The organism is Enterococcus sp. AZ194, from assembly GCF_051713825.1.
Lineage (GTDB): Bacteria > Bacillota > Bacilli > Lactobacillales > Enterococcaceae > Enterococcus_K.
The window spans coordinates 1839121-1856837 of sequence record NZ_JBIOQR010000001.1 but is presented as its reverse complement, the minus strand read 5'-3'; the positions used below and the strand labels follow the sequence as shown (position 1 = coordinate 1856837).

The window sequence follows — 17717 nt, the reverse complement described above, 5'->3', positions numbered from 1 at the left end:
TCATCAAAATAGAAGGGTAGTAATACGGCTCACTTAAACAAGCAAATTTGTTTGAGTGAGCTTTTTTGTTCGACATCAAAAGGAGCTAATCCTTAGTCTCCATTCTTTTTGTTTGTTATTTTAATAAACGTAATTAAAATTTGTTGACAATTTTTGTAAACATATTATAATGAACAAGAGGTGAAGTGATGGAATTTTTACAAATGAGTTTAAATGAATTAAAGCAAGGATATCGAATTGATCAGGCGAATGTTTGTTGCAATTATTGCCAAGAGTTTTTCTCTTTTGACTCGGAACAAAAAGCATTAGCAGTTAGCCAAATAAATGAGCATCTAAATCGTGTACACGGTGGTCCAAACCAGGCTCTAGTCTCATTTGCGAGCAAATATAATACATTAACAGAGAAACAAAAAGAGTTATTATTTAGCTTTAGCTCAGAGAAAAAAGATCAAGAGATAGCAGACTTGTTTAAAGTTAGTCCATCAACGATTAGACATCAAAAATTTACGTTTCGCGAAAAAGCCAAGCAGGCAAAGGTTTATCTGGCTCAGTTTGAGGCCGTTTTTTCAGAAAAGCAAGCACCAGAAGATAGTTTGATTCCAGTACCAGAAGCAACAGGAGTGATTGATGATCGATTTGTTTTAACTGAAAAAGAGTACGCAGAGATTGTACGGAAATATTTTGATTTTTCAACAGGCGAGGTTGTCTTAACTGTTTTCCCGAAAGGACAAAAAAATGTCATTGGGATTTTAAATCGAATTGTTGAGGAGTTTTCAATGAGAAAACGGTATTCAGGGAAAGACATCGATAGGCAACTAGAAAAAATTTATTTTGATTATTTATTGATAAAACGATATTTAATTGATTATGGATTTTTTACTCGAACACCAGATGGCTCAGAGTATCAACGAATTTATTAAGGAGTGTGTTGCTTTTATGAATCAAGAAAGAAAAAAACAATTAATGGAAGAATATAAAGCTCAACCAACTTATTATGGGATTATTCAGATAAAAAATGAGAAAAATGGCAAGATATTTATTGAGGCTGTACCAAATATCAAAAATCGTTGGCATTTTTATAAACTAAATTTGGACAATAATTTTTATCGAAATACTCCTTTGCAGGAGGATTGGTTGAAGGATAAAGAAGAAAGTTTTTCTTATGAAGTCTTATGGAAAAAGAAGACAGATGATGTCGAAAATATGAAAAAAGAATTAAAAAAGTGTAAAAAAGAATGGTTGGACAAACTTCAACCCTACGGAGAAAAAGGCTATAACAAGCCTATAAAGGAGTGAGAAATTTACGACAATGAACGCGAATCAACGATATATAGAGATCAATCAATCCTCATGGAAACGACAGGATTATTTTTATTATTTTACTAAAATGAACCCAACTGCTTATTCTGTGACTGTCCAAATGGATGTGACCAAACTCTATCAATTTATAAAACAAAACGATTATAAGTTCTTCCCGAGTTATCTATTTATTGTATCCAAGATAGTTTCTGCTCATTCAGAGTTCAAATTAGCAACAATGGGTGAACAATTAGTTGAATATGAAGTTCTTCATCCCTCTTATTCGTTGTTTCATGATGACGATCAATCTATTTCAATGATGTGGACGAATTTTGAAACAAGCTTTCCTAAGTTTTATGAAAACTATTTGGAAGACCAAAAACTTTATGGTGATAAAAAAGGGGCAGTTGTTAAAGAGGAAACACCACCAATGAATACTTATATGGTGGGAATGATTCCCTGGTTAGAGTTTACGAATTACACACCGCTGCCACTAGAGAATCTAGCAAATTTCTTTCCAATTGTTCAAGGAGGAAAGATGCAGGTGATAAAAGGCAACCGATTCCTTCCATTATCGTTTACTATTCACCATGCAGCTGCTGACGGGTATCATGTGAGTAAATTTTTTGAGGAGCTACAAGCAGCATTTAATAGACCTGAATTGTGGTTGAAATAAGAATGAAAAAGAGAGCTAAAAGGTAAGATTTGAGACTCTGCAAATAAAATAGAAGTATAAAAACGGCAACACCTACTGCTTAGTGCCACAAAACAGTAGGTGTTGCCGATTTTTATTTACGTGAGTAAAGAGAGTTGGGAGGCTTGGTATAGTTGTCGACCAACTGTTGGTAAATTAAAAGCAGTATTTGTAAATAAAGGAATGATAAAACTACCAATTAAAATCGCTACAGCTGCCAGAATGATTAAGGCAATTAGCACCTTTAATTGTAAATTAACGTTACTGAATAAAAAATCAAAGGTTGATTTGCGTTTGACATTATCTGTAATCATAATTGATTTTAACTGTTCAATTGAGTTCATTTTTTCTTTTAATAGCTCGGTATCTTTTTCATCAAGTGTTTCGGTAAAAATATTGTTTCCTGCTTGGAAATCAAATGTGTACCAATGGATTTTTACTCGTTTTGGCGAAAACCTTTTCTCCCAGTCAAAATAACTAGCAGTATGCTGTTTTAAACGGATAGAGTCAATACTTTCATAAGGATAACTGAAGTAGGTTTGATCTTCTAAAAATTCGACGATAGTCATAAAAATCATCCGCTCTTCTGTAAAAATCATCAACCGATTGCCACGAACATCATTAAAGGCTTTTACATAGTTTCTAGCTTCTTCTGTTTTTGCGTAAGCCATGCCCATCATCCCTACATTTGCAATGGAAGAGTTAGGTCCTGGTGAAAAGGGGAGATAGCCTTTAATTTCCTCGCCGTTGTTCAGTAAGGGTTCGACCCTTTTTAGTAAGTCTTGGATAAAAATATAAAACTTGACTTGACCAAACAGTTTCTTTTTTGCGCTTTCAGATAAGTCTTCAGAAGAGGCAGACAATTGTTCATCCAAATGATAAAAAATATTCTTAAAATGTGTGCTCATGCTGTTTCGCCCCCTAAAGCTTGTTTGATTTTTTTCCTTCCGCGAGAGAGACGCGCATAAATTGTCTCTTTTGTCAGCCCAAATTTTTTAGCGATTTCATCCGGAGATTCTTGATAGTAGTAATAATTTAAAAAGATGAGTTGATCTTCCAGGTTCAAAGAAGAGACCAAATCTAAAAAATGTTCTTTCTCAAGAGGATTAAGTATCTTTGATTTTTCAGGCAGGTGTTCTACTGGCTCCATCCGATTGGCGCGAATAATTTCTCTTTTTTTATCGATACTGCATCGTTTAGTAATTGTCAAAAGCCATGTTTTTAGAGAACTCTTTGTCGCATCGAAACGATGAACATTTTGCCATACCTTATAAAAAACCTCATTTTCAACATCTTTTGAATAGCTTCGCTCAGTTGTAGTAGTCAAAATTGCTCGAATGGTCATAACGATGGCGTACCCGTACACATCAATTAAATTTTCCAACCCTACATAATCTTTTTTTTTAAGTAAATGAATAATCATTTCATCAGTCATCTTCTCACCATCCTTTTATTATATTATACGATGAAAGGGGAAAATTTCTGACACGAAACTCAATTTTTTGCGTATCTCTTTTTAGAGGAGTAAAAAAATGAAAAAAGAATGGATTAAGAACTATCGTTTATTGGTCTTTTGGGGGATTGTCAGCCTTGTGCTTGTCAGTGTGGTGTGCTGTTTGGTTCTGCTACGTCAACAAGCGGCAGCAAACTCAGAGAAGGTGGTGGGCGAGTTATTCAGTCAAGAGACAACCTCAACCACTTCATCAACAGAAATAATCGCAGAAGGCTCCCTATATGTGGATGTGAAAGGTGCGGTGCAATCGCCAGGGATGTATGAAATTTCGGAAGGGGATAGATTACAGGATGTAATTCAGTTAGCAGGTGGTTTTTCAAAGGAAGCAGATGACCGACAAATGAATCTATCTGAAAAAGTCACAGACCAAGAATTAATCTATGTCCCAAAGAAAGGAGAGAAGCTTGCAAAAGAGACAGCAAGTGAAGACGAGAAGAAACAGGCAGAGAATTCCTCTGAAAGTGGTGTGAAAAAAGGCTCTGAAAAAGTTAACTTAAATACAGCCGACGCTGCACAGTTACAAGAGTTATCTGGAATTGGCGCAAAGAAAGCAGAAGAAATTATTAAGTATCGTGAAGAAAATGGCAGCTTTAAAACAATCAATGATTTAACAAAAATTTCAGGAATTGGTGAAAAGACAGTTGAAAAATTAAAAAACTCGATTACAATATAGTAAACGTTAGGAAAAGGAGAGCTGAGATGGAGAGAATTCCTTGGGACCAATATTTCATGGCGCAAGCTGTGTTATTATCGTTGCGGAGCACTTGTACGAGATTAGAGGTGGGCGCAACCTTAGTCAGAGATAAACGAATTATTGCTGGAGGCTATAATGGCTCAGTATCTGGCGATGTCCATTGTGTAGATGAAGATTGTTATATTGTAGATGGACATTGTTTACGAACGATACACGCTGAGATGAATGCATTATTACAATGTGCAAAATTTGGCATTCCAACAGATGGTTCAGAGATTTATGTTACACATTTTCCATGCCTTGCTTGTACAAAAGCCATTTTGCAAGCAGGAGTCAAAACAATCCATTATCTTCACGATTATCATAATAATGAGTATGCGATTAGCTTGATTGAACAAGTAGGTGCTAGTGTTCATCAAGTAAAATTAGACGAAAAATATTTCTCTAAGCTTCAATTAGGAGAAGCTTTGCTTTGAAAGCTTGTAAAGAGTATGGGCTTTCTTTGCAGAACTGTTGGATTTTTCCAGCGGGAGTCGCTAGTTTTTCAGGTGTTTTTGTATTAACCACGAGTGTTAGAGTACGCATATTTAGTATTTTTGTTATTCTCATTTTAAGCTGTAAAAGAGACGTAAAACTTGTTATAGTGTGTCTCTTTTGTGGCTTTTTTTCATGTGTGATAGCGATTCAACGAGTAAATAACCAAGTCAAACTAGATTACGGTACAGTCAATTATCTGATTAAACTGTATCCAGATACAGTAAAGGTTGCTGGCGATTTAGTCAGTTTTGAGGCGATGTGTGAGAATCAGAAGCTAAAAGTTAGTTACTTCCTAAAATCAGCTCAAGAAAAGAAAGAATGGGTTGAACATGGTAAAGAATATACGGGACTACAAATATCCGGCGAATTGACTGAAGGGGAGCCACAAAGGAATTTGAATGGATTTGATGAACGTCGGTTTTATCAAATTACGGGAGTTTTTGGAAATCTACAGCTTGTTACGTATCAGAAAAAAACAATAAAACGAAGCATAAATGATTGGTTTCATTATTTTCGAGCGGGTGGGATTCGACAAGTAAAGAGTGGCTTAACGGAGAAAGTAGCAAGTTATGTAAATGCCCTGTTGTTTAATTACAAAGACGAACAATTTCAAGAAATCCAAGCAATATTTTCTGCAAGTGGTTTGCTTCATTTGTTTAGTCTGTCGGGGATGCATGTTCAAGTTTATTTAGGCTGCCTGTATTTTTTATTGCGACGGGCTGGCTTAATTTCAGGTCAAAGTTTTTTTGTCTTGTTTCTCGCGAGTTTTCTCTTATTGGTCATCTCTGGATTTGGTTTAAGTGTATTGCGGGCAGTTGGGACGTACAACTTAAAATTTTTTCTAAAAAAACAAAATAGCAGACAATCTAATTTGGATTGCTGGAGCCTAACTTGTTTGTTTTTATTAGTATTCCAACCTTATTTATTTTTTCAAACAGCAGGGCAGCTGACAATGGGTGTAACCTTAATTATGACGATTATGGAGGATTTACCCAGCTCGTCACTTGCACTCAAAAAAATCCTTTCTTCAATGGGAATAGGGCTCTTAAGTTTACCGATTGTCTTAGGCACATTCTATGAAATTCCAATTTTATCTGGTTTTTTGACGTATTTTTTGAGTCCAGTTTTTCAGTGGTATATTTTGCCAGGGATGGTCTTTTGTTTTTTTGCAAGTTTTGTTCAACCTTTATTTCACTTTCCATTGATACTGTTTGAGAAAAGTTTGAATTTGCTTGAAGGACTCATTCAGCTTGTGGGAAACGAGACCATTCGTAGTGGTAAGCTTCAGTTGTGGCAAATTGTACCGTTATTGATTTGTGGGTTATCTACCTGGTATTTTTTTTGCCGAAAAAGAAGGCTATTGTGTACCTTATGTTTTATTCTATTTTTAACGCCAGTTGTTGCCAAATTTTGTAATCCTCAAGGGATAATTGCCTTTATTGATGTTGGACAGGGGGATAGTATCTATTTTCAAGCACCTTTTCATAAAGAAATAATTTTGTTAGATACTGGTGGTAAACTGGCCTTTAAAAAAGAAGCTTGGCAAGAGCGGCGACAAAAGAACCCCTCTGACTATCAGCTAATCCCTTTTTTAAAGAGTCAGGGTGTTTCGGCTATCGATAAGCTAATTTTGACTCACGGGGATGAGGATCATATGGGTGAATGGCTAGTGGTTGCTCAAAATTTTAAAGTGAAAGAGCTTGTTATTCCAATCGGAATTCAAATAAAACCGAAGATACAACAAGGTGTTCAGATTTTCAAAAAGGCTGGGACTAAGATTACAGAATTAAAACGCGGACAGAGTATTGATGGGGCATTTCACTTTTCGGTGCTATCACCAGAAGTAGCAACAGATGGCGGGAATGAAAATTCGCTTGTTTTAGGTTTGGTGCAGAATCAACATCGTTTTTTGTTTACAGGTGACTTAGGGAAAACAGGAGAACAGGATTTATTAACAAGTTATCCTAATCTTAAAGTAGATGTGCTGAAAGTTGGGCATCATGGAAGTAAAAATTCTTCAGGTGAAGCCTTTATTCAACAAATTCAACCAAAAGTGAGTGTGATTTCTTGTGGTAAAAACAATCGTTTTGGGCATCCTAATGATGAAGTTTTAAACATCTTAGAAGAGGCTAAATCAACTATTTTTAGGACTGATTTACAAGGGATGATTTATTATCAATGGTGGGCAAATGCTAAAAAGGAAGATTTTAATTACTTAATAAAGCAAGACTAGATTTTCTGATACACACATGATAGGATTATGAGGAAAGTGAGGTAAAAGAATGAACGTGCAAACCGCTTTACAAACCCTCAAACAGCAGGAATTTAAGCCTGTTTATTTAGTGTTAGGAACGGAAGATTACTTACAAAAGCAGATACGCCAAGCTTTTTTGGATAAATTTAAAGTTGAAGCAGATGATGATCTGAATTTTATGAACTTTGATATGGAAACCACTTCTTTAGAGGACGTGATAGGGGAAGCTGAGACTGTTCCTTTTTTTGGTGACTATCGCTTAATTTTTGTGGAGACACCTTATTTTTTAACTGCTGAAAAGAAAACAAGTTCAATCGAACAGAATACGGACTTATTAGTGGACTACTTAAAAAATCCAGTGGAATCAACAGTGTTAGTCTTTTTTGCTAATTACGAAAAATTAGATGAACGAAAAAAAGTCACAAAACAATTGAAAAAAACGGCGGAACTGATTGAAGTAAAACCTTTATCAGAGCAAGAAACTAGAAGGTATATCCAACAGCAGGTGGAACAAGCTAGCGTTCGGATGGATAAAGAGGCTTTTGAATTATTTTTACGTTTAACAGATATGGAACTTTCGAAAATGATGAGGGAGCTTGAAAAAATCTTATTATTTTCGGGGAGTGAAACGGTTGTTACTGTTGAGACGGTCAGTTCTTTAGTGCCTAAGAGTTTGGAGCACAATATTTTTGATATGACAAATTATGTATTGAAAGGACAGGCAGACTTGGCGTTACGCCTTTATGATGACTTGCATTTGCAAGGGGAAGAAACGATAAAGATAAATGCAATTTTGCTTAGCCAGCTACGCTTATTGTTACAATCAAAAATTTTAATGAAGATTGGGTATCAACAAGCCAATATTGCAGAAACATTAAGCATCCATCCGTATCGAGTGAAGTTGGCGATGCAACAGGTTCGTTCGTTTGATGAGAAAACAGTCGTGAACTTATTTGATGAATTAGTAGAGATGGATTATCAGATTAAAAGTGGGAAAATGGATAAGGAGCTTTTATTCCAATTATTTGTTCTTAAAACAGCTAATTATATGAAACGTTAAGTGCGTATAAAAGGAAATTGAGTTAGAGAACAAACGGTCATTAGGTTGACGAGGTTTAAGTAACAATCTATTAGAATAATATGTAAGGAGGTGGATGAAGCGTTACGCGCGATTCCACCTTCTGTTTGAAAAAAGAGTATAAAAAAATCGGCTAACAGTAGCCGATTCCTTTATTATTTAGCGATTTTTTTGCTTAAACGTGATTTGTCGCGATTAGCTTTGTTTTTATGGATTAATCCTTTTGACTCAGCCATATCGATTGCTTTAGAAGCTTCTTTATATAACGCATCTACGTTGTCGGCACCAGCAACAACTGCATCTTCAAATTTTTTGATAGCAGTACGCATAGAGCTTGTTTGAGATGAATTTTTAGCATTTGCAGATTCGCTAGTGCGAACGCGTTTGATTGCAGATTCAATGTTTGGCATTTTATTTCACCTCCGAATTCTTAAGTTCTTATGTACTTGAGTACATAATTCAACAGTAATTATTATACATAAAGCGTGCGATGTTTGCAATAAAAGATGACAAGTTTTTTCCCTTAACACGAAATAAATAAGAATCAATGAATTTTAGAATCTTTTTTGTGATAATTTTTTAGAATAAAATGAAAAGGAATTCATAAAAATTAAAAATATGATATGATGAAATTGAAAAATGAATGGGGAGGAGTTTTTTTGTGAGTATAGCTTTAGTAGTGACAATTACACTTGTCATGGGTGTAATTTTTGTCAATGGCTGGACGGATGCACCAAATGCAATTGCTACCGCTGTCTCAACAAGAGTCTTACGACCGAATATTGCCATTGGTATGGCTGTGGTAATGAACTTTTTGGGTGCTTTAGTGATGACCATTTTTAACGCACAAGTGGCAGAAACAATTTCAAATATTGTACGATTTGAAGGTGAATCGGCTCAAGTAGCATTAGCCTCAGCTTTATTCTCAATTGTTGTTTGGTCTGTAGCTGCTTGGTACTTTGGGATTCCAACTAGTGAATCACATGCACTGATTGCAGGACTTACAGGGTCAGCGATGGCCTTAGGAGGACTAGAGGCTGTTAACGGCGGTGAATGGTCAAAAGTTTTAATCGGACTGGTTGTATCAACTATTATGGGCTTTGGTGGAGGCTACCTGATTACGAAGTTACTCGTGATTTTATTCAAATCAACGCCTAGAAAAAAAGCAAATAAATTTTTTACGGTGGGGCAAGCGATTGCTGCGGGAGCAAATGCCTTTTTGCATGGTGCACAAGATGGTCAAAAATTTATGGGGGTTTTTATGTTAGGCTTATTTTATAACGACCTAGCTGAAAAAACGGGAAATGGTTTTGTTATTCCAATTTGGGTAATGGTATTATGTTCCTTAACAATGGGCTTTGGGACATCTGTAGGTGGAATGAAGATTATTAAATCTGTCGGAATGGATATGGTCAAACTAGAGAAATATCAAGGGTTTTCTGCAGATGTAAGTGCTGCAATTTGTTTGTTTTTATCTTCTATTTTTGGAGTTCCTGTTTCAACGACTCATACCAAAACAACCGCTATTATGGGTGTTGGGGCCTCTCGACGTTTATCTAGTGTTGATTGGCGAATTGTAAAAGAGATGCTGTTTGCTTGGGTAATGACATTTCCAGGATGTGGACTGATTGCATTTATTATGGCAAAACTATTTATTGCGGTATTTTAGGAGGAATAATGATGGCAAGAAAAAAACAATACGATTACTTTGTTGCACTTGAACATATTGCAAAAAATGCTCATAAAGCAAGTATGTACTTATTACATTTGGTAGAAAACTATACGGAAGCAGATGCAATTGAGCAAGCTAAAAAAATTCATGAACTTGAAAAAGAGGGAGATTATTTAGTTCGAGAAATTATGAATGAATTATATGATGCCTTTATCACACCGATTGATCGAGAAGATATCGTGGAGGTTACAGATAAACTAGATGATATTTTAGATGGAATTAATGGACTATGCTATTTATTTGGAAACCTGGCGATTACTGAGATGCGTCCAGATACAGATAATTTCGTTCATTTAGTAGTAGAAGCGACAGAAGGGGTACTTAGCGCAACAAAAGAGTTCTCTAAATTTAAAAACTCTAAAACGTTAAAAAAAATGATTCAAGAAGTAAATGATGTGGAAGCTAAAGCGGATCATCTTTATAGTCAATTACTTAGAATGTTGTTCAAAAACGAAACAAACCCAATCGAAATTATCAAATGGAAAAACGTGTATGATCAGCTAGAGCTTACGATGAATCGTAGCGAGCAGGTAGTAGACTTGATTGATGGATTGGTTATTAAAAATACCTAATAATACCCGTTAATTGAAAAGGAAGTAATAGAGATAAAGGAAACGAGGCTGGGACGTAACTTATAAAGTTGTCCCAGCCTCTCTTTATCCGAATAAACGGTGGGTACAGAAGCAACTCCATCTTCACTCCGCCCCATCAATTTCTAAAGGTGGAACACCTTTAGAACTGATGGACTGCGTTCCGCTCTCAACAACTTCTACGCATGGGACATGCTAGAGTTGAAGGTCTGCACTGCGCAAAAAGACTCCGATCTCATCAATCTCTAAAGGTGAAACACCTTAAGAATTGAAGGACGTTGTTCTGCTCTCAACAACTTCTATGCATGGGACATGCTAGAGTTGAAGGTCTGCACTCCGTAAAACACAACGAAGCATGAGTTGATGTTGCACAGTACCTACCCGGTTCTCGGAGTTAAACACTTCTGTTCCAGCCTCTTTTCACGTTAAAAAAAGTTTTTAGTATGTTAGAAGAATATCTCCATAATAAAATTTCTAGCACTTTTCGTATGTTTAAAGTGTAGAGCGGGATACCTTAAGAATTGAAGGATTACATTCCGTTTTCAGCAACTTCTACGCAAGGCACGTACTAGAAGTTGAAGGTTGTTATGCTACACAGTACCTACTTTGGCTCTCAGAGTGAAACACTTCTGTCCAACCTCAATTCATGATTCCTCTTTAAAGAGTGAAGAACTGACTATTTCCCATGTGCCGCTGCTGCTACTTGTTTTTTGTTTCTTCCCACCGTATCTACATAGTATCCTCGACACTAAAACTTTCAGTCGCCCTATCTATACCTTAAATTTGTATGATTTGGATAGGAAGGATAAAGCACAAGAGAATCTATAAAATCGCATACGTTATTTTATGTTATATGATTTTCATGAAATCTTGACAAAAAAAGTCGAAAAACTTATTATATAGGTAATAATTATATCCTTTGTCTTTTGTCTATAAAAGAAAAATGGTTATTTTATTTTTCTTTGTTTCTTGGGAGTGCCAATTCTAATAGTCAGGATCGTTGTATCGTCCTTAAAATTTTATGGAGTGCTAATATGGATAGACAAAGTATAAGAATCAATGGGGATTTAAAAAGGGTATATTATAAAAGGAGGTGGCCCAAAATTAATAAGTATATTGGGATGATTAAAAGAGCAAAAAAAGAAATGAAGAAGTCTATTATCATTACTAAGCTAATAGATAATGATGAAAAAGCTTATTATGAAATTGAAGTACATAAGTAATTCATCCTCAAATATTGAATGAAGTGTAAGTTGAGATGCTTTTGACTGTGCAAAATAGCAAGTCATACAAGTCATATAAATGTAGACAGTTGTCCATCTAGTTACATACTGCTACTTTTAAAATAAATATAGTTATGTATTGATTATGATTTGATACAGATTTATATACATAATAGAACTGTCTTTGGGGATCAAATTACGTAAGGTGTTACTAAGAGGGAAACGAAGGTGTTTAGATGCTATACAGGAAAATTATTTGTCGCTAAATATTATTGTGATGAATAATTCTAAAAAATTTTATTAAGCGATGAAGTTTATTTTTTTCTTCTATGGTACGGAAGCTTTCTAACGTTTCTTTCGTTTATGGCGATAGGAGGAAAATAAATGGACAGATTGAGAAAAGTCCTGACGGTTATTGGTTTAATAGGAATATTGGCAAATATATTCCCAGTCACTGCTTTTTCTGTGACAAACAACGAAAACGGGATTCAGTTTAATGACGTAAAGCTTGTTACGAATGAAGGAAACGAAATTACTGAAACAAACACCGTGAAAAAAGATGAGGAGATCAACCTACAGATTGACTGGGCGCTTGTAACAGCTAACAAGGTGAGTCAAAATGTAACCATCACCAAACAATTACCGACCAACCTAGTCATTCCTGATCAATCAGGAACGTTAGCTGGTGAGGTTGGCACCTACATGGTTAAAAGTAATCAGTTGATCTTTACACTTTCTGGCTATACTAAGGAAACAACAGAGGCTACAGATGAAGTCTTAGGCGAAAAAGCGTCTCAGATAAAAGACTATAGTGGCACTATTGAACTCACTGCACGAACGATTAACGCAGAGAATGTGACGGAAGAAATCGTTCAGTTTGAAGATCAAGTGACACGCACACTGTTTTATGAAAAACAGATGGCGAGTTCAGAGACATTAGCTACGTCTGAAACAGAGACAAAGGAGACGTCTGAAAAAGGTAAAGAAGCAACAAAACAAGGAATTGCCCCTTTTTCAACGGACTTATCTTCAACCGTTTCTATCGATGGCTTGAGAGTGTATAAAAGACCGATTGGACAAGATACATGGACCCTTGTTCCTGAAGGTGGCTCAATCATGATGGGGGATGCAGTGAAGTTTGAAGTAGAGTGGTCCATCCCTAACTTAACCGCTCAAGCAGGCGATACGTTAAAAATTCCGTTATCACCAAGTAACTTTGGTTGGAAAAACACCAATCCTCAAGATTTGATTACCGAGGGGATTGTGATTGGTACATGGCACATTCAAGACAATCATTTTGTGGTTGTTTTCAATGATAAGATTGAATCAAAAGATTTACTAAAAAATGGGACGGTTGAAGCCATTGGAGGCGCCAATAAGGTCGGAGATAATTCATCTATCGTAATCAACAATTCAGATATAATGCATGTTGATATCGTTCCCGCGCCTGTAGTTGAAATTCCTGATAAGCCATGGCCAGTTGGTTCAGATGCTATGAAAACAGGGAATGTTTCAGGTGGCAATCTGAATCAAATGGGTTGGTCAGCGGATTTAAACTTCCAATCGATGAGAGAATATTATGAAACAGGAAATTTCCCAGTCAAAAATAATTTTTTATTCATCGACGAACTGTCAGAGGGGACCAAGTTTGCAGAGGGGTCATTGTCTCTAACTTCTAGTATCAAAGCGATGTTTGATAATCAAGATGGCACATTCACCATGGGACAAATTCAAGTAGGAACAGGAGTCCCGATTACCCATCCAGGATTCTCGAAGCTTGAACAAAACCCGGGCGAATCAAAAGCAGATTTTAAAACTAGAGTTGCCGGTTCGCCACAGCTAACTTATGGGGTCTATAAAGATACAAACAGCATAGAAACAGTCATAGTTAATTTTGGCTCCATCCCGTCAGCATCTAGTCAAATTAAATACAAAAAAGATGTGGCAATGACTGGAATTGATAAACTGTACAATGAGGGCAAATTAACCGTGGCTGGTCGCCAACGATTGCTTGACTTTTTAGAAGATATTGATTATCAAGCACCGGCCTTTCGTTTGTTGTTCCGTGTCGATGTAACAGGTGGAACGAACCTTTATAAAAATAAGGCGAGTATCGAATGGGACAGTGGTTCAACGACCTCTAATGAAGCAGGTGTTAAATATGAAGATGTAAACGCGGGGGTTCAAACAGGTGAAAAAGGCAGTATCCGCGTTCTTAAAAAAGATGATTTGGGCGAAGTCCTTTCAGGAATTGAGTTTAAGCTACAGGTCAAAGATGGTTCAGGCAACTTTGTCGATTACACACCGATCGATGGAGGCGAAGCGATTCGTACAACGGATGCTTCTGGATTACTGGAATACAAAAAATTAGATCCAGGGACTTACCGTTTGGTTGAGCTAGTTGATTTTACAGATCCAGAGAGTGAATATTATGGAGCGACCATCAAAATCACCAAACCAGATGGCAGTACAACAACCACAGATGAGTTTGAAATTAAAGCTTCTGACTCAAAAGGATTTGTCGCAAATGTTGTCAATACAAGACAGCTCCAAAAGAAAGTCACCAAGGTTTGGAATGATGGCAATAACCAAGATGGACTTCGTCCAACCAGTGTACAGGTTCAATTGTATGCCGATGGTGTCGCAAAAGGTTCACCTATTACACTAAATGAAGGCAACAATTGGTCGCATATATGGAAAGAGCTACCTGCAGCAAATCAGGGAACGGCGATTCAGTATACGATTCAAGAAGTTGGGACGGTGACGGGGTATACGACAGTTGTTGATGACACAGATCCGACTGATGTGAAGGTTACCAATAGCCATGCACCAGAGAAAATTGAAGTAAGTGGTTCGAAAACGTGGGAAGATGCCAACAACCAAGATGGGCTTCGCCCAGCAAGTATCACGGTGAACCTATTGGCAGATGGCGTGAAGGTAGACAGCAAGACGGTTACGGCAGCAGATAACTGGGCCTATACATTTACGAATTTAGATAAGTTCATAAATGGTCAAGAGATTGTTTATACGATTTCTGAGGAAACTGTGACGGACTACACAACTACCTATAACGGCTTTGATATCATCAATAGCTACACGCCGAAAGTGACTGAAGTCCATGGTTCAAAAACATGGGCCGATGCCAACAACCAAGATGGATTACGTCCAGCGAGTATCACGGTGAACCTATTGGCAGATGGTGTGAAGGTAGACAGCAAGACGGTTACAGCGGCAGATAATTGGGCCTATACATTTACGAATTTAGATAAATTCGTAAATGGACAAGAGATTGTCTATACGATTACCGAAGAGACTGTTCCAAATTACACCACGACGTATAACGGGCTTGATATTACGAATAGTTATACGCCAGGCCAAACAAGTCTCTCTGTACTAAAAGTCTGGGATGATGCTAATAATCAAGACGGTCTACGTCCAACAAGTATTGCGGTTCAATTGTATGCGGACGGTCTAGCGAAAGGTGCACCAGTTATCTTATCTACTGGTAATAACTGGAGTCATACGTGGACAGGTCTCGATGAGAAAAAAGCGGGCCAAACGATTGTTTACACGGTTCAAGAAGTGGGCAGTGTGACTGGTTATACAACGGCAGTTGAGGCAAGTGATCCAGCTAATGTGGTGATTACCAATAGTCATATACCAGAACAAACAGAAGTAAATGGAACGAAAACGTGGAATGACGCAAACAACCAAGATGGATTACGTCCAGCAAGTATCACGGTGAATCTATTGGCAGATGGTGTGAAGGTCGCTAGTCAAGTGGTGACAGCCACAGACAATTGGACATATACGTTTACGAATTTAGATAAATTTGCGAATGGACAAGAAATTGTCTACACGATTTCTGAAGAAGCAGTCACCAATTATACGACGACATATAACGATTTTGACATTACAAATAGCTATACACCAGGCAAAACAGGCATTTCCGTAACCAAAGTTTGGGAGGATGGCAACAATCAAGACGGTCTTCGTCCAGCAAGTATCCAAGTTCAATTGTATGCAGATGGTACAGAACAAGGTGCACCCGTTACTTTGAATGCTGGCAACAATTGGCGTCATACATGGACTGGTTTAGATGAGAAACAAGCAGGTCAAACGATTGTTTACACCGTTCAAGAAGTAGGCAGTGTGACTGGCTATACGACTGTTGTAAACGATAGTGATCCAGCGAATGTGGTGATTACGAATAATCATCTGCCAGAGAAAGTGGATATTGCAGGTTCAAAAACATGGGAGGATGCCAACAATCAAGATGGACTTCGACCAACAAGTATTACTGTGAACTTATTGGCGGATGGTGTGAAGGTTGATAGCAAAGTGGTTACAGCTACAGATAGCTGGGATTATGCGTTCAATAACTTGCCAAAATTTGCGAATGGACAAGAGATTGTCTATACAATCAGTGAAGAGGCTGTGGCGGGGTATACGACAACCTACAACGGCTTTGATATTACGAATAGTTATACTCCAGGGAAAACAGGTATTTCTGTAACCAAGGTTTGGGACGATGTCAATGATCAAGACGGTCTTCGTCCAGCAAGTATCCAAGTTCAATTGTATGCAGATGGTGCAGAACAAGGTGCACCCGTTACTTTGAATGCTGGCAACAATTGGCGTCATACATGGACAGGTCTTGATGAGAAAAAAGCGGGCCAAACGATTGTTTATACCGTTCAAGAAGTGGGGACTGTGACAGATTATATAACAACTGTCGATGATAGTGACCCAGACAACATAGTGATTACAAATACTCATGTGCCAGAAAAAACCGAAGTATTGGGAAGTAAACAATGGAATGATGCCAATGACCAAGATGGTCTTCGTCCAACAAGCATTACAGTTAATTTATTGGCAGATGGTGTGAAGGTTGATAGTCGAGTAGTGACTGCGACAGACAATTGGGACTATGTATTTACGAATTTAGATAAATTTGCGAATGGTCAAGAAATTGTTTATACAATTACCGAAGATGCTGTAACAGACTACACCACAACGTATAATGGCTTTGATATCATGAATAGCTACACACCAGGGAAAACAGGTATTTCTGTAACCAAAGTATGGGCTGATGCCAATAATCAAGAGGGGCTACGTCCAACAAGTATTGCGGTTCAATTGTATGCAGATGGTGCAGAACAAGGTGCACCCGTTACTTTGAATGCTGGCAACAATTGGCGTCATACATGGACAGACTTAGCAGAAAGAATCAATGGAGAACTTGTTCACTATACAGTAAAAGAAATCGATGTTGCCACGGGATACACAGCGACTGTGGATGCAAGTGACCCAGTCAATGTTGTGATTACGAATCACCATACGCCAAAAGTTGACGAGGAATTTATCCAGATTATCGGGCAAAAGACATGGGCAGATGACGAGAATAAAGCAGGGGCTCGTCCAGCAGAGATTACAGTCAATCTGTTGGCGGACGGGGTGAACGTTGCTAGTCGTAAAGTAACAGAAAAAACTAAGTGGACCTATAGCTTCGACAATCTGAAAAAAGTTGATGGGGACGGACGTAAGATTGTTTATACTATCAGCGAAGAGGCGGTTGAAAACTATACGCCAACATATAACGGCTTTGACATCACCAATACCTATACACCAGAAACCACTAGTGTCAAGGTCACCAAGGTTTGGGATGACAACAACGATCAAGACAAACTTCGTGCGAAAAGCATTGAAGTCCAATTATTGGCAAACAACCAGCCAATAGGAGAGGTTGTAACCTTGTCTAAAGAAACGAACTGGCAAGCAATGTGGACCGATTTGCCTAAAGAAACAGACGGCAAAGCAATGACTTATTCTGTGAAGGAAATCAGCGAAGTCAAAGGGTATGAGTCAAGTGTGACAAACGAGGATACCACAAACATCACTGTCACCAACAAACATGTCCCTAAAACACCTGAGGAACCAAAAACGGAGGAGAAAACCAAAGCACCGAAGAAAAAAGCTAAAGAATTACCCAATGCAGGTGCCAAAGAATCTTACCTATTAAGTTATTTGGGTGCAAGTCTTCTTGCTTTAGTCGTGTTATTAAAAAAAAGAGTAAGTAAAAAAGGGTAAATAAAAACACAAG

General features: G+C 37.4%; 14 protein-coding genes. 11 read left to right on the top strand and 3 right to left on the bottom strand.

Features of this window, described 5'->3' with window-relative positions; translation table 11 throughout:
- Window positions 1-188: 188 nt before the first annotated feature.
- From IGI37_RS08625 to IGI37_RS08615, 3 genes are read left to right on the top strand one after another with little or no spacing between them, the layout of a single operon-like run.
- Window positions 189-920, top strand: a complete 732-nt coding sequence (locus IGI37_RS08625; RefSeq protein WP_438761191.1) for a DUF2087 domain-containing protein — start codon at window positions 189-191, stop codon at window positions 918-920.
- 16 nt (window positions 921-936) lie between these two features.
- Window positions 937-1296, top strand: a complete 360-nt coding sequence (locus tag IGI37_RS08620; RefSeq protein WP_438761190.1) for a GIY-YIG nuclease family protein — start codon at window positions 937-939, stop codon at window positions 1294-1296.
- Between the two features lie 13 nt (window positions 1297-1309).
- Window positions 1310-1975: a chloramphenicol acetyltransferase gene (locus IGI37_RS08615; RefSeq protein WP_438761189.1), complete on the top strand. Its 666-nt coding sequence runs from the start codon at window positions 1310-1312 to the stop codon at window positions 1973-1975.
- A gap of 116 nt (window positions 1976-2091) precedes the next feature.
- Here the strand turns inward: IGI37_RS08615 and IGI37_RS08610 are convergent, their stop codons facing one another.
- Window positions 2092-2901, bottom strand: coding sequence for a hypothetical protein (locus IGI37_RS08610; RefSeq protein WP_438761188.1), 810 nt, complete (start codon window positions 2899-2901; stop codon window positions 2092-2094).
- Complete coding sequence (locus IGI37_RS08605) at window positions 2898-3428, bottom strand: sigma-70 family RNA polymerase sigma factor (protein WP_438761187.1); 531 nt, start codon at window positions 3426-3428, stop codon at window positions 2898-2900. Before IGI37_RS08605 ends, IGI37_RS08610 begins: the two co-directional genes overlap by 4 nt.
- 97 nt (window positions 3429-3525) lie before the next feature.
- Here IGI37_RS08605 and IGI37_RS08600 point away from each other — a divergent pair, with 97 nt between their 5' ends.
- From IGI37_RS08600 to holA, 4 genes are all read left to right on the top strand, one after another.
- Window positions 3526-4179: a helix-hairpin-helix domain-containing protein gene (locus IGI37_RS08600; RefSeq protein ID WP_438761186.1), complete on the top strand. Its 654-nt coding sequence runs from the start codon at window positions 3526-3528 to the stop codon at window positions 4177-4179.
- A gap of 26 nt (window positions 4180-4205) precedes the next feature.
- On the top strand, window positions 4206-4676 hold the full coding sequence (locus IGI37_RS08595) for a ComE operon protein 2 (RefSeq protein WP_438761185.1): 471 nt from the start codon (window positions 4206-4208) through the stop codon (window positions 4674-4676).
- Window positions 4677-4873: 197 nt separating this feature from the next.
- On the top strand, window positions 4874-6970 hold the full coding sequence (locus IGI37_RS08590) for a DNA internalization-related competence protein ComEC/Rec2 (RefSeq protein ID WP_438761184.1): 2097 nt from the start codon (window positions 4874-4876) through the stop codon (window positions 6968-6970).
- A 49-nt stretch (window positions 6971-7019) separates the two neighbouring features.
- Window positions 7020-8051: a DNA polymerase III subunit delta gene (holA, locus tag IGI37_RS08585; RefSeq protein WP_438761183.1), complete on the top strand. Its 1032-nt coding sequence runs from the start codon at window positions 7020-7022 to the stop codon at window positions 8049-8051.
- Window positions 8052-8224: 173 nt separating this feature from the next.
- Here the strand turns inward: holA and rpsT are convergent, their stop codons facing one another.
- The gene (gene rpsT / locus IGI37_RS08580; RefSeq protein ID WP_438761182.1) at window positions 8225-8479 is read right to left on the bottom strand and encodes a 30S ribosomal protein S20; all 255 of its coding nucleotides are present in this window, start codon (window positions 8477-8479) and stop codon (window positions 8225-8227) included.
- A 233-nt stretch (window positions 8480-8712) separates the two neighbouring features.
- Between rpsT and IGI37_RS08575 the strand changes: the two genes are divergently transcribed.
- From IGI37_RS08575 to IGI37_RS08560, 4 genes are all read left to right on the top strand, one after another.
- Complete coding sequence (locus tag IGI37_RS08575) at window positions 8713-9738, top strand: inorganic phosphate transporter (protein WP_438761181.1); 1026 nt, start codon at window positions 8713-8715, stop codon at window positions 9736-9738.
- Between the two features lie 11 nt (window positions 9739-9749).
- Complete coding sequence (locus tag IGI37_RS08570) at window positions 9750-10373, top strand: DUF47 domain-containing protein (protein ID WP_438761180.1); 624 nt, start codon at window positions 9750-9752, stop codon at window positions 10371-10373.
- A 1052-nt stretch (window positions 10374-11425) separates the two neighbouring features.
- Entirely contained in the window at window positions 11426-11614 is a 189-nt protein-coding gene (locus IGI37_RS08565) for a hypothetical protein (RefSeq protein ID WP_438761179.1), read from the top strand.
- Window positions 11615-11998: 384 nt separating this feature from the next.
- Window positions 11999-17704 carry a Cna B-type domain-containing protein gene (locus tag IGI37_RS08560; RefSeq protein WP_438761178.1) on the top strand — a complete coding sequence of 1902 codons (5706 nt, stop codon included), beginning with the start codon at window positions 11999-12001 and terminating at the stop codon, window positions 17702-17704.
- Window positions 17705-17717 lie beyond the last annotated feature (13 nt).